General features: G+C 63.8%; 16 protein-coding genes and 2 pseudogenes. 11 read left to right on the top strand and 7 right to left on the bottom strand.

Translation table 11 applies throughout. The features are described 5' to 3' along the window. Positions 1-2 precede the first annotated feature (2 nt). The 5 genes from ABMD26_RS01190 to ABMD26_RS01170 all read right to left on the bottom strand — a co-directional run bounded on the left by ABMD26_RS01190 (position 3) and on the right by ABMD26_RS01170 (position 6,281). Positions 3-1,268 (bottom strand): dihydrolipoamide acetyltransferase family protein, encoded by a 1,266-nt coding sequence (locus ABMD26_RS01190; protein WP_354307042.1) that lies wholly within the window; start codon positions 1,266-1,268, stop codon positions 3-5. Beyond that, positions 1,269-2,318, bottom strand: a complete 1,050-nt coding sequence (locus ABMD26_RS01185; protein ID WP_152965717.1) for an alpha-ketoacid dehydrogenase subunit beta — start codon at positions 2,316-2,318, stop codon at positions 1,269-1,271. Positions 2,319-2,328: 10 nt separating this feature from the next. Then, complete coding sequence (locus tag ABMD26_RS01180; protein WP_354307040.1) at positions 2,329-3,561, bottom strand: 3-methyl-2-oxobutanoate dehydrogenase (2-methylpropanoyl-transferring) subunit alpha; 1,233 nt, start codon at positions 3,559-3,561, stop codon at positions 2,329-2,331. Between the two features lie 267 nt (positions 3,562-3,828). Beyond that, positions 3,829-5,022, bottom strand: coding sequence for an NAD(P)-dependent oxidoreductase (locus ABMD26_RS01175; protein ID WP_240050046.1), 1,194 nt, complete (start codon positions 5,020-5,022; stop codon positions 3,829-3,831). Between the two features lie 176 nt (positions 5,023-5,198). Then, a complete protein-coding gene (locus ABMD26_RS01170) occupies positions 5,199-6,281 on the bottom strand; it encodes a glycosyltransferase (RefSeq protein WP_122742127.1) in 1,083 nt (360 codons plus the stop codon). A gap of 795 nt (positions 6,282-7,076) precedes the next feature. On the opposite strand from ABMD26_RS01170, the gene ABMD26_RS01165 reads away from it, so the two are divergent. The 8 genes and pseudogenes from ABMD26_RS01165 (at position 7,077) to ABMD26_RS01130 (ending at position 16,460) form a co-directional block, all read left to right on the top strand. Beyond that, entirely contained in the window at positions 7,077-8,624 is a 1,548-nt protein-coding gene (locus ABMD26_RS01165; RefSeq protein ID WP_354307037.1) for an MBOAT family O-acyltransferase, read from the top strand. An 18-nt stretch (positions 8,625-8,642) separates the two neighbouring features. After that, a pseudogene (locus ABMD26_RS01160) lies at positions 8,643-10,566 on the top strand (HAD-IIIC family phosphatase). Next, positions 10,559-10,810 (top strand): acyl carrier protein, encoded by a 252-nt coding sequence (locus ABMD26_RS01155; protein WP_090358073.1) that lies wholly within the window; start codon positions 10,559-10,561, stop codon positions 10,808-10,810. The pseudogene ABMD26_RS01160 and the gene ABMD26_RS01155 overlap by 8 nt, the downstream one beginning before the upstream one ends. Positions 10,811-10,813: 3 nt before the next feature. After that, entirely contained in the window at positions 10,814-11,827 is a 1,014-nt protein-coding gene (locus ABMD26_RS01150; RefSeq protein WP_354307035.1) for a hypothetical protein, read from the top strand. A 132-nt stretch (positions 11,828-11,959) separates the two neighbouring features. Continuing rightward, the gene (locus ABMD26_RS01145; RefSeq protein ID WP_354307033.1) at positions 11,960-14,326 is read left to right on the top strand and encodes an ATP-binding protein; all 2,367 of its coding nucleotides are present in this window, start codon (positions 11,960-11,962) and stop codon (positions 14,324-14,326) included. Between the two features lie 76 nt (positions 14,327-14,402). Then, entirely contained in the window at positions 14,403-14,807 is a 405-nt protein-coding gene (locus tag ABMD26_RS01140; RefSeq protein ID WP_354307031.1) for an antitoxin Xre-like helix-turn-helix domain-containing protein, read from the top strand. Beyond that, positions 14,801-15,494: pseudogene (locus ABMD26_RS01135) on the top strand (RES family NAD+ phosphorylase). Before ABMD26_RS01140 ends, ABMD26_RS01135 begins: the two are co-directional and overlap by 7 nt. A 96-nt stretch (positions 15,495-15,590) precedes the next feature. Further along, entirely contained in the window at positions 15,591-16,460 is an 870-nt protein-coding gene (locus ABMD26_RS01130; protein WP_354307029.1) for an EthD domain-containing protein, read from the top strand. Positions 16,461-16,514: 54 nt separating this feature from the next. Here ABMD26_RS01130 and ABMD26_RS01125 read toward each other — a convergent pair whose 3' ends face one another. Then, a complete protein-coding gene (locus ABMD26_RS01125; protein ID WP_354307027.1) occupies positions 16,515-17,837 on the bottom strand; it encodes a Gfo/Idh/MocA family protein in 1,323 nt (440 codons plus the stop codon). 126 nt (positions 17,838-17,963) lie between these two features. After that, complete coding sequence (locus ABMD26_RS01120) at positions 17,964-20,372, bottom strand: DUF3772 domain-containing protein (protein WP_354307025.1); 2,409 nt, start codon at positions 20,370-20,372, stop codon at positions 17,964-17,966. Positions 20,373-20,609: 237 nt separating this feature from the next. Here ABMD26_RS01120 and pstS point away from each other — a divergent pair, with 237 nt between their 5' ends. From pstS to pstA, 3 genes are all read left to right on the top strand, one after another. Further along, positions 20,610-21,641 carry a phosphate ABC transporter substrate-binding protein PstS gene (pstS, locus tag ABMD26_RS01115; protein WP_049859740.1) on the top strand — a complete coding sequence of 344 codons (1,032 nt, stop codon included), beginning with the start codon at positions 20,610-20,612 and terminating at the stop codon, positions 21,639-21,641. Positions 21,642-21,718: 77 nt separating this feature from the next. Further along, the gene (gene pstC, locus ABMD26_RS01110) at positions 21,719-22,684 is read left to right on the top strand and encodes a phosphate ABC transporter permease subunit PstC (RefSeq protein ID WP_049859739.1); all 966 of its coding nucleotides are present in this window, start codon (positions 21,719-21,721) and stop codon (positions 22,682-22,684) included. Then, complete coding sequence (gene pstA, locus ABMD26_RS01105) at positions 22,684-23,577, top strand: phosphate ABC transporter permease PstA (RefSeq protein ID WP_049859738.1); 894 nt, start codon at positions 22,684-22,686, stop codon at positions 23,575-23,577. Before pstC ends, pstA begins: the two co-directional genes overlap by 1 nt. Positions 23,578-23,609: the final 32 nt, after the last annotated feature.

The raw sequence follows: 23,609 nt of genomic DNA, 5'->3' as shown, positions 1-23,609 counted from the left end.
GATCAGACGAAGAGCATCGCCGGCTGCTCCAGCAAACGCTTCACCGCCTGGATGAACCGCGCCGCATCCATGCCGTCGACCACGCGGTGATCGAAGGAGCTGGAGAGGTTCATCATCTGCCGGATCGCGATCTGGCCATTGACCACCATGGGTCGCTCGACCACCCGGTTGACCCCGACGATGGCCACCTCGGGGCGGTTGATCACCGGTGTCGAGGCGATGCCGCCCAGCGCGCCCAGGCTGGTCAGGGTGATGGTCGAGCCGGACAGCTCGTTGCGCGCCGCCTTGCCGCTGCGCGCGGCGTGCGCCAGGCGGTTGATCTCGCCTGCGGTGAACCACAGGTCGGCCGCCTCGGCGTGCCGCAACACCGGCACCATCAAGCCATTGTCGCTCTGGGTGGCGATGCCCATGTGCACCGCGCCGTAACGGGTGACGACCTGCTGCTGATCGTCGTAGTGCGCGTTGATCTGAGGAAAATCGCGCAACGCCACCACCAGGGCGCGGATCAACAGGGGCAGCAGCGTAAGCTTGCCGCGGGTGTCGCCGAACTGTGCATTGAGGTCAGCGCGCAAAGACAGCAGGGCGGTGACGTCGATCTCTTCGACATAACTGAAGTGCGCCACCTGCCGCGTGGCTTCCTGCATACGCTGGGCGATCTTGCGGCGCAGGCCGATGACGGCGATACGCTCTTCATCGGTGCGAGGCGCGCCGGTCGCTGCGGCCTGTGGCGTGCGGCTGCCACTGAGGAAGGCGTCCAGGTCGGCGTGACGAATGCGCCCGGCCGGACCGGTGCCGCGCAGCAGGGCGAGGTCGATGCCTTCGTCGCGTGCCCGCTGACGCACGGCGGGCGAGGCGAGCGGTCGGGCACTGGCCTCGCAGATGGGTTTGCCTGGCGCGGCGGTGGCCTTCACTTCGGCTCGGGCCGGCGCTGCGGTTGACGGTGTCGCAGGGGCGTCTGCCATTGTGACGGCTTCTTCGGGATCGGCCGCGGCCACGGGCGTATCGGCCTGGTGATGATTGCCGCTGCCTTGCACCTCGATGCGGATCAGTTCCGCCCCGACCGCCATCACCTCGCCCGGCACGCCACCCAGCGCGACCACGGTGCCTGCTACCGAGCTGGGAATTTCCACCGTCGCCTTGTCAGTCATGACGTCGGCCAAGACCTGGTCTTCACTGACGGCATCGCCGACCTTGACGAACCACTCCACCAGCTCGACCTGCGCGATGCCTTCGCCGATGTCCGGCATACGAATCACATGCGTGCCCATTCAGACCTCCATCACACGTTGCAAGGCAGCGCCGACACGCGTCGGGCCAGGGAAATAGGCCCATTCCTGGGCATGCGGATAGGGTGTATCCCAACCGGTGACGCGCTCGATGGGCGCCTCCAGGTGATGGAAGCAGTGTTCCTGCACCAGGGCCACCAGTTCGGCACCGAAGCCGCAGGTGCGGGTCGCTTCGTGGACCACCACGCAGCGTCCGGTTTTCTTCACCGAGGCGACGATGGTGTCCAGGTCCAGCGGCCACAGGCTGCGCAGGTCGATCACCTCGGCGTCGATGCCGGTTTCTTCGGCGGCAGTGGCCGCCACGTAGACGGTGGTGCCGTAGGTCAGCACCGTGACATCGCTGCCCGGCCGGACGATGGCAGCGCTGTCCAGCGGCACGGTGTAGTAGCCCTCGGGCACGGCACTGGCGGCGTGCTTGGACCACGGCGTCACCGGCCGGTCGTGATGACCGTCGAAGGGGCCGTTGTACAGGCGCTTGGGCTCCAGGAAGATCACCGGGTCGTCGTTCTCGATGGCCGCGATCAACAGGCCCTTGGCGTCGTAGGGGTTGGACGGCATCACCGTGCGCAGGCCGCAGACCTGAGTGAAGATCGCCTCCGGGCTCTGGCTGTGGGTCTGTCCGCCGTAGATACCGCCGCCGCAGGGCATGCGCACGGTCATCGGCGCGCTGAACTGTCCGGCCGAGCGAAAGCGCAGGCGTGCAGCCTCCGACGCCAGTTGGTCGTAGGCCGGGTAGACGTAGTCGGCGAACTGGATCTCCGCCACCGGGCGCAGACCGTAGGCGCCCATGCCGACGGCGATGCCGACGATGCCGCTTTCCGAAATCGGTGTGTCGAACACCCGTGAGCGGCCGTATTTGGCCTGCAGCCCTTCGGTGCAGCGGAAGACCCCACCGAAATAGCCGATGTCCTGACCGAACGCGACCACCTTGGGATCTCGTTCGAGCATGACGTCCATGGCCGATCGGATGGCCTGCACCATGCTCATGATGGCCGTACTGTTGTGCTGCTCGATGCGTGTTTCTGTAGGCATGTTCATGGTGTCAGACTCCCATCTGCTGACGTTGCCGACGCAGGTGCTCGGGCATGTCCTTGTAGACGTCTTCGAAAATCGTCGCGGCGCTGGCGACCCGACCGCTGACCAGGGTGCCGAACTGCTCGGCCGCCTTCAGCGCGGCGCCCACCTGGGCTTCGATCTCGCCCTGCAGCGCGGCGTGCTGCTCCTCGCTCCACACACCGCTGACGATCAGGTGCTGCTTGAGCCGTGCGATCGGATCGCCCAGCGGGAAATGCTGGCCATCGTCGGCAGGACGGTATTTGGAAGGGTCGTCGGACGTCGAGTGCGGGCCGGCACGGTAGGTGACCCATTCGATCAGGGTCGGGCCATGGTTGCGGCGGGCGCGCTCGGCGGCCCAGCGCGAGGCGGCGAACACGGCGAGGAAATCGTTGCCGTCGACCCGCAACGAGGCAATCCCGCAGCCCACGCCGCGGCCGGCGAAGGTGGTCGCTTCACCACCGGCGATCCCCTGGAAGGAAGAGATCGCCCATTGATTGTTGACCACGTTGAGAATTACCGGCGCGCGGTACACGTGGGCGAAGGTCAGTGCGGTATGGAAGTCGGCCTCGGCGGTGGAGCCGTCCCCGATCCACGCCGAGGCGATGCGCGTGTCGCCCTGGATGGCCGAGGCCATGGCCCAGCCCACGGCCTGCACGAACTGGGTCGCCAGGTTGCCGGAGATGCTGAAGAAGCCTTCGTCCTTGTAGGAGTACATGACCGGCAGCTGGCGGCCCTTGAGCGGGTCTTTCTCGTTGGAGAACAGCTGACAGATCATGTCGACCAGCGGCAGCTTGCGCGCCATCAGGATGCTTTGCTGGCGGTAGGTGGGAAAACACATGTCGTCGTTGCGCAGTGCCAGCGCATGGGCGCTGCCGATAGCTTCCTCGCCCAGGCTCTGTATATAGAAGGACATTTTCTTCTGGCGCTGGGCGGTGACCATCCGCGTGTCGTAAATGCGCGTGGTCAGCATGGCGCGCAGGCCGTCGTGCAGCACCTGCGCGGGAATGTCCTCGGCCCATGGGCCCTGTGCGTGACCCTGTTCGTCGAGCACCCGCACCAGGCTGGCTGCCAGGTCGGCGGTGGCCTGGGGGTCGACGTCGACGGCAGGCTTGCGTACCGCGCCCGCAGCACTGAGTTGCAGGTAGGAGAAATCCGTCTTGCAGCCGGGACGGCCGCTGGGTTCAGGCACATGCAGCCTGAGGGGAAGATAGTCGTTCACGTCGTCACTACCCTTGATCTTGTTGTTGTGGGTGCAGCGCTAGGGTTGAGTCTAGTCGGCCTTGGCAGGCCGCTCGGAACTTATGCTACGGCGCGGCGATGGCGAAATCATGTCCAAAACGAGGCCTGGCAGCGCACGTCTTGCATGAATCATGCGTCGCGCTCAGACATTCAAGAGAGTTCATGCGCGATCCGGGCAAGTGCGTTGCGCAGCCCGGAAACGCAAAAACCCGCCGAAGCGGGTTTTTGTGATGAAGCGGGCAGGGCGTCAGCCCAGAACGGCTTCCGCGCCAGCGAACAGCGGCTGCGCGGCGGAACGACCGGTCACCAGAGACAGGTCGTCGACCAGAATGCGCGGCCCCTTGCGTTGCTGCATAACGATGTCCAGCGCACGGCTGGGCTTGAGCTCGACGTCGTCGAAGGTGATCATCTGACCCGGCTCCACTGCGCGTTTCATGATGGCATGGCTCATCAGGCCGATCGGAACATGATCTTCGTGACGGTCGATGATCACGCTCTCGCCGCGCAGCTGGAAACCGCCGATGCCACGGCTGATCAGCTCACCTGCCGGCATGGCATGCTTGGCGATGGCGGCGACGCCCACGGTGGGGTTGGTCGAGTTGTTCAGCAGGATGCCGCCGCCGTTGAGTACCCGACGCAGGGTCTTGCCCACTTCCAGCGAGCACAGGTGGAAAGGGCGCAGCAGTGCGTAGTAGGGACCGGCGCCCAGTTTCAGGTACTGCAGGGCCTGGCTCTGGACACGGTCGTGACGACCGACCAGGAACACACCGCCGGCGGCGTAGCCGCTGGGGATGACGTAGTCGACGATCGACTGACCCAGGCCGTCGGCCAGGGCGCCGAGCACGGCGGCGCTTTCATCGAGGTTGGTCGATGGCAGGCCTTCCATGCCCTGGCGGGTGATGGTCGCGCCGAAACCGTTGGCGACCAGCGCCTGTTCGATCTGCACCTTGGTGCCGTCGGTGAACGAGGTGGTCTGCTCGATGCTGATGCCCTGGCGCGAAGACCAGTAGGCCATGTCGGCGTGGGTCGGGTTGTGGTTCAGGTAACCCTTCATGTTGCCGTACACCAGCGGTTCGAAGCCCATCATGATGGCCTCTTCACGCAGCGCAGCCAACGAACCGGGCTGATCGCCTTCAGCTTCGGTGATGAAACCCTGGCCGGCAAGGTAGGAACCCGTCGTGACCTGCAGTTCGGCGTTCACCGTGATGACCCGCAGGCCGGCACTGAACGCGCGCTCGATCACCACCGTGCCGTGGCACACGTCGCCGCTGCATTCGATCACCAGGTCGCTGTGGTCGATCAGATCATCGAGCGAATTGGTGAGGACGCCGTCCAACGGAAAATTCGCCAACTCCCGTACCGGGCGACGGGTCAGGACCCGCGTCACCTGTACGTCCTTGTAATGCTTGGCCAGAAGCAGGACCAGGGCGCGTGCAATCATGCCGGTTCCGCTCACACCAATTCTGGTAACAGTCGTTTTGTCCATGGGGCGTACTCTCGAATAGTTGAACAGCAGGAAACAGCTAGGCACAACAGGCCGTCCGCGATCCCTGGTCGGGGACGGCGCCTGGGGTGTGCAGGTCCATCAGGGCACAGCGAAATCAGGTACAGCCATCATCATCTCAGTGGAAACGTAGAACTCATGCCCAGCTTCGAGTTCTCGCCGTCATGAATGGCTCGCTGCAGCAGCGCCAGGCGATCCTCGGCGTTGCGACGATGAGCGAAATAAGTCAGTAGCGAATTGAAGATCTTGCGGTTCAGGCGGTACATCCATGGCGATGCCAGCCACACGTGTTTGTCGAACCAGGCCTGGTTGCGCGCCGAGTAGTAGGCGCGGAAATCCGAGTTGCCGAGCAGGAACGATTCATAGATGTTGCGAGTGTTGGCCTTGTTGTTCCAGGAGTCCTCCAGCTCATCGATGACCGCGTCGGTGAGCAGATACAGGTGCCCGCCGTTGGCGGTGATGCGCCGGGTGTACTCGGTGTCGTCCACATACAGGACCAGCTCGCGACGCGGCACGCCGATGCTTTCGTACAGGCTGCGATGGCCGAGCATGCCGCCGTAGGGCGCGAAAGGCAGGCTGAGCATGGCGGCCGGTTTGCTGCCGCGCTTGCCCCAGGGGCGACGACGCCACAGCTTGTAGGGGATCTGCGCGACGTGGAAACCGAAGTAGCTCGACGGCCGCTGGGTGGCGAAACGCAGCGGCACGCCCTGGGCGATGTCTTCCTGCTGGCCGGGACGAAAGCCCAGCACCGCGACCTGGGCGCTGCCGTGTACGCCTTCCAGGCGCTTGAGCTCGGCGTGCAGCAACTCCACGGCAGCGGGCGTCGGGGTGTTGTCGTCGTCCATCATCCAGATGTACTCGGCGCCGTTGGCCAGTGCAGCTTCTATACCCACCGCGTAGCCATTGGCCGAGCCGCTGTTTTCGGCCAGCTGGATCACTCGCACGCGGCCCGGCCAGCGCTCGGCCAGCTCGTCCACGGGGGCGGTCGCGGCATTGCTGACGATCAGCACTTCGTCGATCTCGGTGAAGCTCAGAGCGTCGGCGACCAACTGTTCGAGGTAGCCCAGGCGATCGCCATAGGTCACGGTCACGATGGTCGTGCCCTCTCTCGGGCAGGGTTGCTCACCGGAGAACACTTCGAGGTACGAGTAGCCATCGATGAGGATCGTCGATTGTCGTTGATGTGTATCGACCATGTGGAAGCCTTCGCTTGAAAAGAGGAGGGGGTTTGCACCGCCTATGGGTAACGCTGTTTTCCGCGTGCTGCAGCGGAGCGCATTGAAACGAATTCCAAGCGAGGCAATAACACTGCATGTTCCGTACTTGCATTCAACGACACTTTTGACACTGTTCTCGATACACCGCATCCCACGCGATACCGGACTTAACTTCTTGTCATCGGAAGTTAAAGCTACCGCCGGTCCTTGCCTAAGCAGTGGGTCAACTCATTCATGTGCCTAAACGGCGCTTTCGCCAGAACGGCTAGACGCTCTTCTTGCCTTCGAAAAGTCTCTGGAGCGAGGTTTTACGGGCGTTGAAGTGAATTTAAGGTGGCGTCGCCTTGTAAGTCAATGCGCCTTTTCACGATTTTTGACAAAAATTTTACATTTGACCGCGGATTTTCCTAAGTCATTGATTTATAAGAAAGTCAATGTTTTGTCGTGGTCATATGTCAATAATCCGTGCGCCAAATCCGCCGCGTCAAAAAACTAATTGACTGTATTTAATAAGCTTTGTGTAGGCCGTCTGAGTTAATAATCATGCACGGCGCGCAAGACTTGCACGCTGCGTAAGTTTGGGAGATGCTTCTTTCCGTTCGTCGGTGGCAGTGAACTTTCTTCGTGCCCCGATCTTTTATCGCATCCAGAGCCGTACTCCGTCATGTCGCCGTTGCTACCGCATCTGTGTGGGGCGTCTGGCCGTGTGCGTAAGTAGGAGCGCCGGGTTTCAAAAGATTTTCATTCGTCGCGCCAGGCCGCGGGGTCATACCGATGTTGTTCAATTCGATGGTATTCATTGCCGGTTTTCTGCCCGTGGTCTTGCTGGGGTTTTTCGTGCTGGCGGGAACCGGGCGCAGGCGCCTGGCGGCGGTATGGCTGACCCTCGCCTCGCTGGTCTTCTACGGCTGGTGGAACCCCGCCAACGTGCCTCTGTTGCTGGGTAGTATCGGGTTCAACTACGTGCTGGCCGGTCAACTGTTGCGCACCCGTTCCAAGGCATTGCTGATCCTGGGGGTGGCCGCCAACCTGTCGCTGTTGCTGTACTTCAAATACACCGGTTTTCTGTTCGGCAGCCTCAACGAAGCGTTCGGCCTGGGCTGGACCTTGCAGAACATCACCCTGCCGCTGGCGATCTCGTTTTTCACCTTTCAGCAGATTGCCTACCTGGTGGACACCCATGACGGCGAGGTGGTCGAGCACGACTTCGTCAACTACTGCCTGTTCATTACCTTTTTCCCGCACCTCATCGCTGGGCCCATCACCCACCACAGGGAAATGCTCGAGCAATTCCGCGACGGCGACAACTTCCGGCCGCGCCTGGTCAATCTGTCCATCGGCGCCAGTATCTTCTTCGTGGGCCTGTTCAAGAAAGTGATCATGGCCGACCCCATGGGCGAGAAGGCTGCCCCGGTCTTCGCCATGGCCGCCGACGGTACCGTGCCGGCCCTGCACGACGCCTGGATCGGCGCGTTGAGCTACACCCTGCAGATCTACTTCGATTTCTCCGGCTATACCGACATGGCCATCGGGCTGGGGCTGCTGTTCGGCATCAGCCTGCCGGCCAACTTCAATAGCCCGTTCAAGGCGCGCAATGTCATCGACTACTGGTCGCGCTGGCACATGACGCTGACCCGCTTTCTCACCAGCTACATCTACAACCCCATCGTGCTGCGCATCACTCGTCGGCGCATGGCTGCCGGTCTGCCCATGCCCAAGCGCGGCAAGATGAGCCTGGGGACGTTCTGCGGGGTGGTGGCCTATCCGACCGTGCTGACCATGTTCATTTCCGGGGTGTGGCACGGTGCGGGCTGGCAGTTCGTGGCCTTCGGCCTGGTGCACGGCTTCTACCTGGTGGTGGCTCATGGCTGGCGCGCCTGGAAAGCGCGCCGGGGCTGGGCGGTGGACAGCGATCGCTGGGTCCATCGGGTACCGGCGGTGCTGTTGACGTTCGTCTGTGTGGTGGTGGCGATGGTGTTCTTCCGCGCGCCCAGCCTGACCGGCGCCTTGGCGGTGCTGGGCGGCATGCTGGGCATGAGCGAGCTGCCCGCCCAGTTGGCAGCCCAGCATCTGCGCAGCTTGATCATGATCGCGGCCCTGCTGGCATTCGTCTGGTCGCTGCCCAACCTCCAGCAGTGGATGGGGCATTTCCGCACGGCGCTCAATGCCAAGCCGGATCTGCACTGGCTGCAGCGCCGAGTGCCGGCCAGCGCCTGGCAGCCCAGCGCCGCGATCGGTGCCGGGATCGGCGTGCTGGCCTTTTTCGCGCTGGCCACCGCGTTTTCGGTGGCCCCCAGCGAGTTTCTCTACTTTCAGTTCTGACAGATCAAGGTGCCGACGATGGAACAGTTAGCCTGGCTTGCACAACACCCCGACCTGGGCGCGGCGATCGCTTCTGCAAAATCATTGAGCGATCCTGTGGCACGCCTGCGCGAAGCCGCCCGGCTGGCCGGCTATCGTCGCGATTTCACCCTGACCCTGCGCCTGGATCGCCTGGCCAGGGAGGGCATCGATCTGCTCGCTCGTGACGGGCAGTCGGCAGTGCCCGGTTTCACCCCGTTGCGCGTCGCCGTGCTGGCCTCGCACACCGTTGACCACTTGCTGCCGGGGATCCGCGTCGCCGCGCTGCAACGTCAGGTCGGTGTGTCGCTGTACCTGGCGCCTTATGGTCAGTATCGCCAGGCGTTGCTCGGCGACGATCCGGCGTTGAAGGCTTTCGCTCCGCAAATCATCCTGCTGGCCCTGGATGCCCTGGACTCGCCTCCCGCTTGCCCTCTGCATGCCAGTGCGCAAGAGGCCGAAAGCGCCGTGCAGGCGCGCGTCGCCGAGTTGCGCGGGCTCTGGCGCAAGGCCCGCGATCGCTACGCCGCCCAGGTCATCCAGCAGACCTGGGTGCCTGCCGGCCCGGCGCTGTTCGGACACTTCGACGCGCAGGTGCCGGGCTCGCCGCGGGCCTTGCTCGAGCGCCTCAACAGCGAGATTCGCCGCGCCGCAGCCGAGGACCGCGTGTTGCTCATGGACCTGGCCTGGAGCGCTGCCTGCGGCCAGTACGGTGACGGCCTGGCCAACCCGGTGCGCTGGCATCAGGCCAAGCAGCTGGTCAGTCCGGTCTGGGCACCGCTGTATGGCGACCAGTTGGCGCGCATTGCCGCCGCCGTGGTTGGTCGGTCGCGCAAGTGCCTGGTGCTGGACCTGGACAACACCCTGTGGGGCGGCGTGGTCGGCGACGATGGCGTGGACGGTCTGTACCTGGGGCAGGGTAGCGCCACCGGCGAAGCCTTTCTGGCCTTCCAGCACTACGCGGTGCAACTGGCACGTCGCGGCGTGATCCTGGCGGTGTGCAGCAAGAACGACCAGCAGGTCGCCGAAGCCGCCTTCGGTCATCCGGAAATGGCCCTCAAGCGCAGCGATATCGCGGTGTTCGTAGCCAATTGGGAAGACAAGGCGAGCAACCTGCGGCGCATTGCCGAGCAGTTGAACATTGGCCTGGACAGCCTGGTCTTCGTCGACGACAACCCGGCCGAATGTGACATCGTGCGCCGCGAGTTGCCCCAGGTCGCCGTTCCGGAGCTGCCCGATGACGTCGCCGACTACCCGGCGCGGGTCGCGGCGGCGGGTTACTTCGAGGCCATCGCCTTCACCGCCGACGACAGTGCCCGGGTGCAGACCTACCGGGCCAACAGCGAGCGTCAGGCCGCCATGGCCGAGGCCACCGACATGGTCGGCTACCTCAAGGGCCTGCAGATGGTCATGCAGGTGCGGCCCATAGGCGCTGCCGAGCGGGCGCGGGCCACGCAACTGATCAACAAGACCAATCAGTTCAACCTGACGACCCGACGCTACAGCGAGGCAGAAGTGCAGCAGTTGGCAGACAGCCCAGGCGCACTGGCCTTGAGCCTGCGCCTGACCGACAAGTTCGGTGACAACGGCCTGATCAGCGTCGTGCTGGCACGTGCCGATGCGGCCTGGGCCAGCGACGAATTGTTCATCGACACGTGGCTGATGAGCTGTCGCGTGCTGGGGCGCCAGGCTGAACAGGCGGCCCTGCAAGCGCTCTCCCAATACGCCACGAACGCGGGCTATCGCGCCTTGATCGGCGAGTATCGCCCGAGTGAGCGCAACGCCATTGGTCGCCGAGCATTACCCCCAACTGGGTTTCGTTCACCAGCCGAACCCCGATCCTGCCTCGACCGCCACGTTCTGGCGTTACTTGCTTGCGACTCCTCCTCATTTCAACCACCACATCGAGATCCGCCATGACTGAAACCACGACCGTATTGCAGGAACTGACCGAGCTGTTCCGTGACCTGTTCGACGATGAAAGCCTGGAGCTGAACGACGACACCACGGCCGACCAGGTCGAGGGTTGGGACAGCCAGATGCACGTGATGCTGATCGTCGCCGCCGAGCAACGCTTCGGCATCAAGTTCCGCACCGCGGAGCTGGAGTCATTGCGCAACGTCGGACAATTCGTCCAGTTGATCGAAAGCAAACGTTCCGGGAGTTGACCCATGCAACCCACCGCACAGCCACAAGCGGCGCCCGCCGATCGGGCGGCCATGGGTCCTGCCTATTTGATCTGGATGGGTGTCGGGCTGTTCGGCAGTCTGGCGCTGTTCGCCAGCCTGATCCTGGGCCTGCGCGTCACCGGCAACCTGCCGCCGCCGGCATTCTCCAACAGCCTGTGCGCCGACGAGAAACTGGGGTTCATGCGTGAGCACCCGGTGCCGACGCCCAACGTGCTGGTGATCGGCTCCTCGGTGGCTTGGCGCCACTTCGACGGGCAGACCGTGGCTGAACGAGCGCCGGGCGTGCGGCCACTCAACGGCGCGTTCTGCGGGCTGCACGCCAACCAGTCGGTGTACGTCGCCAACTGGCTGCTGGACCGCGAAACCACGGTCGAGCAGGTACTGATGATCGTCGATCCGCTGGATTTCGCCGGATGCAGCACCGTCGCGACCGCTGTTTTCGATCGCCGCGACGCCGATGCCTATGTGTATGGACAAGGCTCGGCGTGGCTGCCCTACATGCGTTACTTCAGCCCCGGCTCGTTGCTGCGCAACGCGCGTACGGTCAAGGCCCAGCGTGCCGGGCAGGTCGAGTTCGATCCACTGGTGTTCAACCGCTACGGCGACGGCCCGCTCGACACACAGAATTCCCGTGAGTTGCTCTACGGCCAGCCCGAACCGCTTGACCCGACCTGCTTCGCGGCGCTGGACAGCCTGGCCCAGCGCCTGAAGCGTGAAGGGCGCCCGTTGACCGTGGTGGCGACGCCGCTGCATCCGCAGTGGAAAGCCGAACACGAAAGCCGGGGCCGCTTGCTGGCCGAGTTCGACAGCCGATTGCGCCAGACCCTGGCGCACAGCGGCGCGCAGTTCTGGAACGCCGACACCGATCACCGGATCAGCGAGACGGCCTTCGTCGATGCCATCCACCTGCGCTGGAGTGCGGCCCAGGCACTGTCCGTCGATATTGCCGCGCGCCTGGCGCCGGCCTCGGAGATGGCCGTGGTACAGCGCCAGTAGCCTTCGCTGCCGACGCTTCGAGCGGCATGCAGACCGCTGAAAAAATCCTTGCAGAACCTGCCGAAACGTTAAAAACCTGTCACGCTTCGGCGCTGCTAGTCTGCCCGTACGCACCCTACGGGCAATTGCATCATGAAGGCTTGGGTCATTCCCCTGATCGCGCTGGGCTGCAGTGCAGCGCTCGATGTCCGAGCGTTGTCGCTGACCGAGCCCGAGCGTGCCTGGATCCGCGACAACCCGGTGGTGGAGTACGCGGTCGATCCCTATTGGCCCATCGAGTATGTAGAAAACGGCCAGCACCGCGGCCTGACCCGCGACTACATCGATCACATTCAGCGCAGCACCGGCCTGCGCCTGGTTCGCGTACCCACTTCCGACTGGCAGGCGACGCAGCAGGCCTTGGCTTCTGGTCGACTGATGCTGGCCTCGGCGGTGTCCGAGCGGCTCCTGGGTGCGCAGCCACGCAGTCAGATCCTGTTGAGCCAACCGTATTTCTTTGGCGCAACGGTGGCCATCACCCGCGCCAGCACGCCGATGCTGTTCACTGCCAGCCGGCTGGCCGGGCAGACGGTGGCGGTGAAGGGCGGGGGCGGCTATGAAAATCACCTTCGCCAGCACCATCCCGACGTCCGCCTGCTGTTGATCGGCGACGCCGAGCAGGCCTTGGCCGCCGTGGCCGATCAGCGTGCTGACGTGGCGATCGGCCTGGACGCCGTTCTGCAACCGGTGCTGCGCCGCAAGTATGCCGGCCGCCTGCACCTGGCCGGCGTGGTGACCGACATGCCGGTGGTGCTGGCCATGGGCGTGTCGCCCAGCGAGCCGTTGTTGCTGAGCATCGTCGACAAGGCGTTGCAGAGCCTGACCTCCAAGGCCACCGATGACATCTACGACCGCTGGTTGGTGCAGACTGATTTCGGCGCACCGACCTGGCAGACCTTGGCCCAGTATTACTGGCCCGAATTCGTCGCCGGTGTCCTGCTGTTGCTGCTGCTCTCCACCCTGGCTCGCCGTGCCCGCTCGGCACAACGGCGCGCGCAGCGCAGCGAACGACGCATGGCGCGCTTTCTGGCCATGATCAGCCACGAGATCCGCACGCCGATGAACGCGGTGCTGTCGGCCATCGAATTGCTGTCGCGCAGTCGGCTGGGTGCCCGCGAGCAGCAGTGGGTCGGCCTGGCCAACGATTCGGCGGTGAACCTGCTCGAGCTGCTCGACGATGTGCTGGAGATCACCCGCCTGGATGCGGGCGCCGTGCGACTGGACCCGCAGCCCACCGATCTCGTTGCATTGGGCCGCAGCGTCGCCGAACTGTATCGCCTGCAAGCCCACCGCAAAGGCCTGACCCTGGACTACCGCGCGCGCGGGCTGGATCACGCGTCGGTCAGGATCGACCGGCTGCGGCTGCGCCAGATCCTGTCCAATCTGCTGTCCAACGCGGTCAAGTTCACTCACCAGGGTAGGGTCGGTCTGGCCCTGGACTGCAGGATGATCGACAACGGCTCGGCGGCACAGCTCACCATCGAGGTCAGCGACAGCGGGGTCGGTATCGCACCGGAACGCCAGAACGAGGTTTTCGATGCGTTCACCCAGGCCCACGACAGCACGGCCGAGCGCTACGGTGGCAGCGGGCTGGGCCTGGCCATCTGCAGAGAGCTGGTGCAACTGATGGGTGGCAGCATTGCCCTGCACAGCATCGTGGGCCGGGGTACCGAGATCACCTGCCGCCTGCCCGTGGTGCTGGAAGCGCCTGCATCGGTCGTGTCGACAACAGTGGCGCCGGTTGTGCAAGACGCGCCGCTGGCGTTGCGCCAGACGGTGCTAGTGGTGGAAGACCACGTACTCAACCAACACGTCATCGCCCAGCAACTGGAGACGCTGGGCTACCCGAGCACCGTGGCCGTGACTGGCGCACAGGCCCTGGCCGCCATCACCGAGCAGGACGACCTGGGCCTGATATTGCTGGACTGCCAACTGCCGGACATCGATGGCTACACCCTGGCCCGGCGCATCCGGCAACTGCCTGGAACCAGCGCGCACCTGCCCATCGTCGCCATCTCCGGCGCCAGCGACCCCGAGCACGTCGAACGCTGCTACGCCAACGGCATGAACGATGTGTTGCTCAAACCCCTGCAACTGGCAGCACTGGCGCGGGTGTGCAGTCAGTTTCTCACTCTGGACCCGCAATGGGCCGCTCCACCTGCATGGACACTCGATGCGACAACCCAGCAGGCCCTCGATCAACTACTGGTTGTTACGTGTCGGGACGACTTGCGCGAGCTGATCCAAGCCCTGGAGAACCAGCAGTTGCCTCCGGCGTTTGCTCTGGCGCATCGCATGCAAGGCGCTGCACGCATGACCGGCGCCATGGATCTGGCCGATGCGTTGCAGCGTCTGCAACAACGCCTCGGGTCAATCGCGCTGCCGTCCATAGACTGGCAGCCATGGGTCGAGGAGGTGTACCAGGCGCTGAACGACCACGAGCGATTGCCCAAAGGCTAGATGATGTGTCCATGATTTGATTCTATAGACCTTTAGATGCTAAGTTTGCGTCTGAAGACCCATAGGGAATTTGACCATGACTGCCTCCCCGCAAAATGTCGGGTTTACCCGTAACCGGTGTGTAGCAGGTCTGCACGCGGCCTTGCGCATCCTGGACAGATGGCAGGCGTCGGGCGAGCAGGCCTGCAAGATCCTGCGTATCTCGCGCAGCACGTACACCCGTGGCCGACAGGGCGATGCCCAATGGTCCGTGAATCTGGACATGGATCAGATGCACCGCATCAGCTTCGTGCTCAACATCCATGCCGCCTTGCGCACGATTTTCGACAATCCGGAAAACGTCTACGGCTTTCCGAGCATGGAAAACGCCAATGCTTTCTTCAATGGCCGCAAACCGCTCGACATCATGGCCCAAGGTGATTTCATCTCACTCTACGAAACCTTCCGCCGCGTCGATGCGTTGCGGGGCGCGCAATGGTGACGGCGGCGCGCTTGCCCACCTCGCCTGGCACCGCCGTGCAGGCCCATCGTCTGATCAACTCGAGGTTTCCGCCCATTGCGCTGTTCGACGATGTTGCCGATGCCGAAGAATTCGAAGTGCTCTACCGGCTTCAGGCGCTGACCAACCCCAGGCTGCAGAATGAGGTCGGCATCCTACAGTTGATCCCGTTGGAGCAGATCCCGTTCGGTATCGTTGGCTGCTCCTATGCCACCGCGCCCTTCACCCACGTCAACCCAGACGGCTCGCGCTTCAGTGACGGCAGCTACGGCGTGCTGTACCTGGCCGACACGGTCGAGACAGCGATTGCCGAGGTGCACCATCACCAGAACCGCTATTGGGCGAAGGTTGCGGGCTTGAACTACGAGCGGTTCGTATTCCGCAGCCTAGTCTGCGCATTCATTGACAGCGGCTGTCGGGATGCCACCGAGTTGTCGCTTCACGACGCTATCTATGCGCCCGACGACTATAGCGCTGCCAATGTCCTGGGTGCGCAGCTTCGGCAACTGGGCGCAGCGGGCCTCCAGTACCATTCGGTCCGCTCGCCGGGCAACCACTGCTGGGCATTGATGACCCCCCGGCATGTCGCCTCGATCATCCAGAGGCGCCCATTACGAAATGATCTGGAACGGTGGCATTACCAGCGTCAACCGAGTTTCCAGCCCCTAGCAGCACTTCCCCCTGCGGGAGCGTGAGCAGTCAAGTTGAACCCGTGCCCAGCCACGGTCTCTGAACAGACACTGTTTCCAATTCCACGGGTGATGCATGATCGAAATCAACAGCTATACCACTGTCAAACGTCGACCACGGGTACCGCACGACGTCTTCGCTCATTACTGGCGCGATGTGCACGGCCCCCTGTGCGCGCGCCTTCCAGGGCTGGGTTTGTACATTCAGCACCATCTTTCCCGCGAGCAGGATGCCCACTTGTGGCCCCTGGCCGAAGGCATCCAGGAAATCAGCGACTACGAACTCGACGGCGGCGTGGAGATCGGTTTTCTGTCTGCAGCGGATCAAAAGCAGTTTCAGGACGCCAGCTCGCTGTTGTTCAGCGACGAGCAGAACATGTTCGAGGAAACCCTGGCCTATGATCTGCCCGAAGGTTCGATCAATCTGGTCAACCGCACCGGCGATGAAGTGATGAATGGCCTGGACCAGGCTGATCGCATTCATCTGCACCTGAGCCCGCGTGGCACACTGGATAGCCTGCACCAGTACCTGCGCGACGAGCTGGGCCCATTGCTGGCGGCCAGCGACGCGGTGCTCAAGGTGCGTCTGCACCTGTGCGCGCCGTTCAACAACGATGGCATGCATCCGCCGGCGCCGGATGTCGCCCACACCGCGACACCGGTACGTGAGCAACTGGCCGTGCTGGAGATCGCATTCGTCAGTCCGCTGGCGCGTCGGAAGTTTTTCCAGAGCGATGAATTCCAGCAGTCGCAGGCAGCACAGGCACGGCATATCGCCCAGCTCAAGGCCTTTGCGGTGTCCGGTGTGTATACCTATGTGTATGACGGCGAAATCACCACGGCTGGCCTGCGTGGCAGTCGCGCTGCCGAGCTGATCGACTACCTGGGAGCCAACAACCAGATCACCGCCGACATCAACGCGCTGTTCTCACCCGAACGCAGCTGACCACTTGACTGGACTGGCACAAGGGCGTGCGCCTGCACGCCCTAGGCCGATCCTTCAGCTCTGCTTGGGCGGCGTCCCACGGAAGTGATCCAGGCCCTGCACCGGTTCCAGCTTCACCGGCTGGCCGGTGCGTGCGCTTTCGTAGATCGCTTCCATCAGCTTGTGGTCCTGCACGCCTTCCTCCCCCGGCGTCCAGGGTTGCTGGTCGTGCAGCACGCAGTGGGCCATATGGTCCAGCTCCTGGGCGAACTGGTTCTTGGGTTGCAGGGTCAGGCGACCGTTGCGGGTCACGTCACCGTCGCGCTCGATGATGGACAACTGCTGGCCCTGATAGAGAAATGCATTGGGCATGTCGACGCAGGCGCTTTCCAGATTCAGGCGCTGGTACTTGTCGTCGCGCGCACCGTAGCTGGTGAGACAGTTGGCGAAGGTACCGGAGGGAAAGCGCAGGGTGAATTGAACGGTTTCCTCGACCTGCGCGTAACGTGGGTCGCCGGCCGGTGAGTACAGTTGCGCGAACACTTCGACCGGCTCTTCGCCGGTGATGAAGCGGGCGGTGTTCAGGCAATACAGACCGATGTCCGGCAGCGAACCGCCGCCGGCCATGTCCATCTTGTGCCGCCACTGTCGCTCGCCGTCCGCGGCCACCGTCTGGGTGTTGGTCGCGGTGTAGGCGACCAGGCGACCGTGCTGCTTGTCCTGCACCAGCTTGCGCGCGCGCAGGTTGTAGGGTTCGTACTGAATTCGGTAGGCGACCATCAGCTTGACCTTGGCCTGACGGCAGGCTTCGACCATCGCCTGACCGTCCCTGGAAGACACCGACATCGGCTTTTCGGTCAGCACATGCTTGCCTGCGGCCGCTGCTCGCTCGCAGAACTGGCGGTGCATGGCATTGGGCAAGACGATGTACACCACCTTGATGTCCGGATTGTCGGCGATTCGCTCGAAATCCTCGTAGCTGTAGCAGGCCTCGGGCTTGATGCCGTACTGGGTCGCGACCGCCTTGAGCTTGTCCGGGGTACCGGACACCAGCGCCACCGGCTTGGCGTACAGCGATTCACCGAAGGCGGGAAGAATTTCCTCGAGGGACAGTCGACCCAGGCCGACGATGGCGAAGCCGACGCGCTGCTCAGGTGGCAATGGGCTATCCGGTTGCGAGGAGGGCGTGTCGGCGGCACCGCGCCAAGGCGGGAAGGTCACGCTGCCGTTCTCGACCTTGCCCACGTCCACCACTGTAGGGGGCGTGAACCCCTCGGCCATGGCCTGAGGCGCGAGGGCCGCGGTGCCCGCCGCTGCAGCAAGCAGCTTGCACAGTGAGCGACGGTTGAGTTCGGGGGGGTTGAGTCCGGTGGGACGGTCGGGCGGGACGGAAGTCATGCAGCTTCTCCTTGAAGGCGACGGAACCAAGCGGTCGCTTGCGCACACGACCGCTACAGAACCGACCTTCGCGCCGCGGGTACGGTTTCCTCGCCTTGGGCGGGGACAGACCAACGGCGCCGGGCCTCAAGCCACGGGCTTTGGCTCCTCCACAGGCGCTGCGTCGACCTTGTCGTTGATCAGCAACATGCTCTGCGGCGCCGACAGCGCCACGCCCATGGTGCGCAGACGATCCAGAATGGTGAACAGCAGGTCGCTGCGCGTGCCGCCGACTGAGCGCGGGCTGTTGACGAAACCGCTGACGCTGATCAGCAGGCCAGCGCTGGTGAGGTCCTTGAAGGTCACCGAAGGTGCCGGGTCGGCGAGTACCGCTTCATGCTCGGTGTAGGCGGTCATCAGCAGTTCGCGGATCTTCAGGACATCGGTGTCCAGCGGCAGGGTGAGGGTGATGCCCACCACACCCAAGGCGTTGCCCATGGTCACGTTGCGCACGTTCTGGGTGATGAACTGCGAGTTGGGCACGATCACCGTGGAACGGTCGCCCATCTGGATCTCCGTGGCGCGGACATTGATGCGGCGAATGTCGCCTTCCACACCGGCCAGGCTGACCCAGTCGCCGACCTTGACGGGCCGCTCGGTCAGCAGGATCAGGCCGGAGATGAAGTTCTGCACGATCGCCTGCAGGCCGAAGCCGATACCCACCGACAGCGCACTGACCACCCAGGTCAGGTTGGTCAGGCTGATGCGCAGCGTCGACAGCACGCCGATCCCCAGCAATACGAAGCCGATGTAGCCCACCAGCGTCACCAGCGAGGCGCGCATGCCAGCGTCCATGTTGGTTTCCGGCAGCAGGCGATCACCCAGCCAGTTCTTCAGGATGCGGATGCTCAGCAATCCACCGACCAGCAGCACCGCGGCCAGGAGGATGTCGCCGGGAACGATATTCAGATCGCCAAGGGATTTGCTGCCCACGTCCAGGCGGGCGAAGCTGGCCAGCAGTTCGCTGGGGTTCGAGCCGGACGGCATGAAGGCCAGGATCAGTGCGATACACAGCAGCAAGGTCCGGCCGATACCGGCGAGCAGGGTGCTGGCCTGGGCCTGATGGCGTGGCGACAGCCCGAGCATGGCGCCCAGGGCCTGACCGCCCGCCTGCTTGGGCGACAGCAGGGTTTCGCAGATGTCGACGAAGAACACGGTCAGCAGGTACGCCGTGGAGGTCACCAGGCCGATCCACAACAGCTTCACGGTCAGCACGTAGGCCAGGGTCAGATAGCCGCTGAGCAACCCCAGCAGGATGATGCCGACCCAGACCGCGAGAATGAACGGGATCAGACCGACGAAGCCTGCGGTGCGCTCCAGCGCCAAGCGGCGACGGGTCCGGCGCACGCGCACCAGGCCGTAGACGAAGATCAGCGCGACCAGCAGCGCGGTCAGGCCGTTCACCGCGACCGACAGCGCGAGGCTGCTGGCGATCACGCTGTTGATGCGCTCGAATGTGCCGGTCACCATCAGGGACAGTGCCAGCACGGCCGGAAGACCACCGATGGCGGTGGCCACCGGGTCGGGAATGTTGGGCAGACGCCACGACGGATTGGGCAGCATCAGCAGGGCACGGCCCATGCCCACCAGGAACGCGCAGAACAGGATCAGCGTCTGCACCTGATCGATCAGGTTGAGCACATTGGCGCTGGGCTGGGAGTGGCTGACGATGCCCCACTGCAGCAGCGAGGTCGCGGCGCTGATGGTCAGCACTGTGGTCAATCCCGTGGCCAGGGCCAGGGTGCTGCGGCGCAACCGACCCTCGGGAAACCAGCGGATCATGGCCCGCACGAGCAACCGTTCGATCAGGCGTCGGGCCACCACCCACACCAGCAGGGCGGACAGCACGATCATCACGAAGGTCCCGCGCGAGCCGGGCGCCATGGCGGTGTCGAAGACTTGCCTGACGTCTTGCCACAAGCCGCCGAGCTTTCGCACGTCCTCTTCGGTGGGCCGAATCAGGCTGGACCAGAAGGCCGAACTCAATGGACTGGCCGAGCGCGTGCTGATCTGGGTGTCGAGCAGGTTGCGGCGCAGGTTGAGGATCTGCGCAGCCAGGTCGCTGGCCGAGGTGCTCAGGGCGGTGGTGTCGGTCTGGTCGGTGGTCAGCGCTTTTTTCTGGTTGACCAGGGTCCGACGCTGCGCGGTCAGGGTCTGCGGCTCGTCGGGCTGGGCGGCGCCGAGCACGTTGAGCTGGTCGTCCAGATGGCCCATGTCCACGCTCTGGCGGGCGAGCAGGGCTTCGGCCTGACGCTGCACCTGCAGGGCGGCCTGGCGCAGACTGGCGAGCAGGTCGTCATTGGCGGCGGTGGACACCTTCTGCCGGATCTGGTCGAGCTGGTCGCTGAGCTGCGCCGGCGTGGCCAGGACTTCGACCGGCGCGCTGTCGGTGCTGGCCGCAGGGGCAGGCGCAGGTTCGGCAAGGGCGGGCACACTGGCCCATAGGCACAAGGCCAGCAAGCCCATACACCAACGATTGATCATGGATTGCCGCATCTTTCGATTCTCTTTGAGCGGAGGTCCGCACGCGCGGAGCTCGGAAACGTGAAAACACCGATTGCCCTTGCCTGACCACCGAGGATGGGCACGCACGGGCCGGGGGAGGTTACAACATGTGAATGAGATTGAGGCCCCCGTTTTGCGCGAATTCGACTGCACCGGTCGTCGGATTCATCAAACCGTCACAAAAGCTGTGCACAGTTCCGTTGCCCTTTATCTCAGTGAGTTTCTTAGATGAAAAGTTTGATGAAGTCTGCCGCGCTCGCCGTTGCCGTTTCGCTCAGCGCCAGCTCCATGGTTTTCGCCGCTGACGGCATCCGCCTGACCGGCTCTGGCGCCAGCTTTCCGGCCCCGATCTACCTCACCTGGTTCAAGGACTTCAGCAAGAAATCCGATGGCGTGACCGTCGACTACCAGTCCAAGGGGAGCGGTGCGGGCGTACAGGACTTTTTGAACAAGACCGTCGATTTCGCCGCCAGCGACTCGGCCATGAAAGATGAAGACATCGCCAAGGTCGCCGAAGGCGCCCAGCTGCTGCCGATGACTGCAGGCGAGATCGTTCTGGCCTATAACCTGCCGGGAAGCCCCAAGGGTCTGAAACTGCCGCGCGACGTCTACTCCAACATCTTTCTGGGCAAGATCACCAAGTGGAACGATCCGCAGATCGTGGCCGCCAACCCGGACCTGAAACTCACCGACATGCCGATCACCGTGGTCGTGCGTGCCGACTCCAGCGGCACCACCGCGGTGTTCACCAAGCACCTGGCGACCATCAACCCGGCGTTCAAGGCTGACCTGGGCGAGGGCAACACCGTCAACTGGCCTGCCAGCGACAAGTTCATCAAGTCGCCCAAGAACGATGGCGTGACCGCCACCGTGCGCCAGACCCCGGGCGCGATCGGCTACATCGAATACGGCTTCGCCAAACTGGCCAAGGTCGACTTCGCCGTGCTGCAGAACAAGGCCGGCAAGTACGTGGTTCCGAACGCCGAGAGCGGCGCCGAGGCCCTGGCCGCGGTGAAGATGCCGGAAAACCTCGTGGCCTGGCTGCCGGACCCCGAGGGCGAGAAGTCCTACCCGATCACCACCTACACCTGGATGATCTTCCGCAAGGACAACGGCAACCCGGCCAAGGCCAAGGCCATGCGCGACATGATCGAGTACAGCCTGACCGAAGGCCAGAAGATCGCCGACTCGATGGGCTACATCCCGCTGCCGCCGTCGGTTGTCGAGCAGGTTCGCAAGGCCAGCGCCAACATTCAGTGACAGACGCGGGACCTCGCTCGGCAATGGCTTGACGGCCCTGGCCGGCGAGGTCTTCTTCCACACCCCGGAACTTATCGATGAACAGCCCTTTCGTTGTACCGGATAACCCGGACTCAGCCTGCCAGCCGCCTTCGACGAAGGACTTTCTGGTCGACCGCACGTTTCGTGCGCTTGCGCGCGTCGGTGTGGTACTGATTCTGGCCGTGGTATTTGCCCTGATTTTCGAAGTAGGGCGCAAGGCACTGCCCGGCATGGAAAAACATGGCTTCGACGTGCTGTTCGGCAGCGTGTGGGACGTCAACCAGGGCAAGTATGGCATTCTGCCAGCCATCTGGGGCACGCTCTACAGCGCCTTCATCGCACTGGTCATCGCTGGTTTCTTCGGCATCAGCATGGCGATCTTCCTGACCCAGGATTTCCTTCCGGCCAAGCTGGCTTCCGTGTTTCGCACCATCGTCGAACTGCTCGCGGCCATCCCCAGCGTGGTCTACGGCCTGTGGGGCATCTACGTGGTGATCCCGGCCATTCGTCCGCTGACCACCTGGCTGCACACCGAACTGAGCTGGATCCCCTTTTTCGGCACATCGCTGAGCGGACCGGGCCTGCTGCCCGCCGCGCTGGTGCTGGCCATCATGATTCTACCGACCATCGCTGCCGTGTCTCAGGACGCCCTGACCGCCGTGCCGATGAAAACCAAGCAAGCGGCCTATGGCATGGGCACCACCCACTGGGAAGCGATCCTCAAGGTCATGGTGCCGTCTGCCGCGACCGGCATCTTCGGCTCGCTGGTGCTGGGCCTGGGCCGGGCCCTGGGTGAAACCATGGCCCTGGCGATGCTGGTGGGTAACGCCAACAACATCTCGCTGTCGCTGTTCGCACCGGCCAACACGCTGGCGGCCCTGCTGGCGCTGAACTTCCCGGAAGCCGGACCGGGCGAGATCGAAGTGCTGATGTACGCGGCCCTGGTGCTGATGCTGATCACCCTGATCGTCAACGTCATCGGCTCCATGCTCATGGTCTACGCACAACGGGGGACTAAATGATGAACAGCCTGAGCACGCCCACCGCCGCCTTGCCCAGTCTGCAACGCAAGTTCGAAGGCCGCGCCCTGCGCAGCCTGGTGCTGACGACCCTGGTCTGGGCGGGCGCGCTGATTGCCAGTGTGCCGCTGCTGTCGGTGCTGTACATGCTGATTACCCGCGGTGGGGCGCGTTTGAGCCTCGAGGTGTTCACCGAACTGCCACCCACCGGTTTCGAAACCGGCGGCGGCTTCGGCAACGCCATGGCCGGTACCTTCGTGATGGTCGGCATCGCTGCGGCGATCGCCGTGCCGGTCGGTATCATGGCGGCGGTGTTCCTGGCCGAACTGGGTCCCGACAGCAAGCTGGCCAACGCCGCGCGCTTTGCGGCGAAGATGCTCACCGGGCTGCCGTCGATCCTGGCCGGGGTATTCGCCTATGCGCTGGTGGTGATGACCACCGGTACCTATTCGGCCCCTGCGGGCGGTGTGGCCCTGGCGGTGCTGATGCTGCCGATCGTGGTGCTGACCGCCGAAGAGTCGATGAAGATGGTGCCCAAGGTGATGAAGGACGCCGCCTATGGCATGGGCTGCACACGCTCCCAGGTGATCTGGAAGATCATCCTGCCCACCGGCATGCCGGCGATCCTCACCGGGGTCATGCTCGCCGTGGCACGTGCCGCCGGGGAAACCGCGCCGCTGTTGTTCACCGCGCTGTTCAGCAACTACTGGATCTACCACGACGGCAGCCTGGCGGTCATGAACCCCACCGCGTCGCTGGCCGTACTGATCTACAACTTTTCCGGCATGCCCTTCGACAACCAGCTGGAGCTCGCCTGGGCGGCCTCCCTCGTGTTGGTGATGATCGTGCTGTTTGTGAACATTGTCAGTCGTGTTTTCGGCAAGCCCAAGTTCTGAGAATGGGAGCACCTATATTGTGAGTGTACTAT

The sequence above is a fragment of the Pseudomonas sp. PvP001 genome, assembly GCF_040546375.1.
In the GTDB taxonomy this organism is placed as follows: domain Bacteria; phylum Pseudomonadota; class Gammaproteobacteria; order Pseudomonadales; family Pseudomonadaceae; genus Aquipseudomonas; species Aquipseudomonas coleopterorum.
Note: the sequence above shows the minus strand (reverse complement) of the source record. Positions and strands in the feature narration are given on the sequence as shown.

Bases quoted from the DNA above. Each gene is read 5' to 3' on its own strand.
- ABMD26_RS01190 (WP_354307042.1), bottom strand. From the start codon at position 1,268: ATGGGCACGCATGTGATTCGTATGCCGGACATCGGCGAAGGCATCGCG.
- ABMD26_RS01185 (WP_152965717.1), bottom strand. From the start codon at position 2,318: ATGCCTACAGAAACACGCATCGAGCAGCACAACAGTACGGCCATCATG.
- ABMD26_RS01175 (WP_240050046.1), bottom strand. From the start codon at position 5,022: ATGATTGCACGCGCCCTGGTCCTGCTTCTGGCCAAGCATTACAAGGAC.
- ABMD26_RS01170 (WP_122742127.1), bottom strand. From the start codon at position 6,281: ATGGTCGATACACATCAACGACAATCGACGATCCTCATCGATGGCTAC.
- ABMD26_RS01165 (WP_354307037.1), top strand. From the start codon at position 7,077: ATGTTGTTCAATTCGATGGTATTCATTGCCGGTTTTCTGCCCGTGGTC.
- ABMD26_RS01155 (WP_090358073.1), top strand. From the start codon at position 10,559: ATGACTGAAACCACGACCGTATTGCAGGAACTGACCGAGCTGTTCCGT.
- ABMD26_RS01150 (WP_354307035.1), top strand. From the start codon at position 10,814: ATGCAACCCACCGCACAGCCACAAGCGGCGCCCGCCGATCGGGCGGCC.
- ABMD26_RS01145 (WP_354307033.1), top strand. From the start codon at position 11,960: ATGAAGGCTTGGGTCATTCCCCTGATCGCGCTGGGCTGCAGTGCAGCG.
- ABMD26_RS01140 (WP_354307031.1), top strand. From the start codon at position 14,403: ATGACTGCCTCCCCGCAAAATGTCGGGTTTACCCGTAACCGGTGTGTA.
- ABMD26_RS01130 (WP_354307029.1), top strand. From the start codon at position 15,591: ATGATCGAAATCAACAGCTATACCACTGTCAAACGTCGACCACGGGTA.
- ABMD26_RS01125 (WP_354307027.1), bottom strand. From the start codon at position 17,837: ATGACTTCCGTCCCGCCCGACCGTCCCACCGGACTCAACCCCCCCGAA.
- ABMD26_RS01120 (WP_354307025.1), bottom strand. From the start codon at position 20,372: ATGCGGCAATCCATGATCAATCGTTGGTGTATGGGCTTGCTGGCCTTG.
- pstS (WP_049859740.1), top strand. From the start codon at position 20,610: ATGAAAAGTTTGATGAAGTCTGCCGCGCTCGCCGTTGCCGTTTCGCTC.
- pstC (WP_049859739.1), top strand. From the start codon at position 21,719: ATGAACAGCCCTTTCGTTGTACCGGATAACCCGGACTCAGCCTGCCAG.
- pstA (WP_049859738.1), top strand. From the start codon at position 22,684: ATGAACAGCCTGAGCACGCCCACCGCCGCCTTGCCCAGTCTGCAACGC.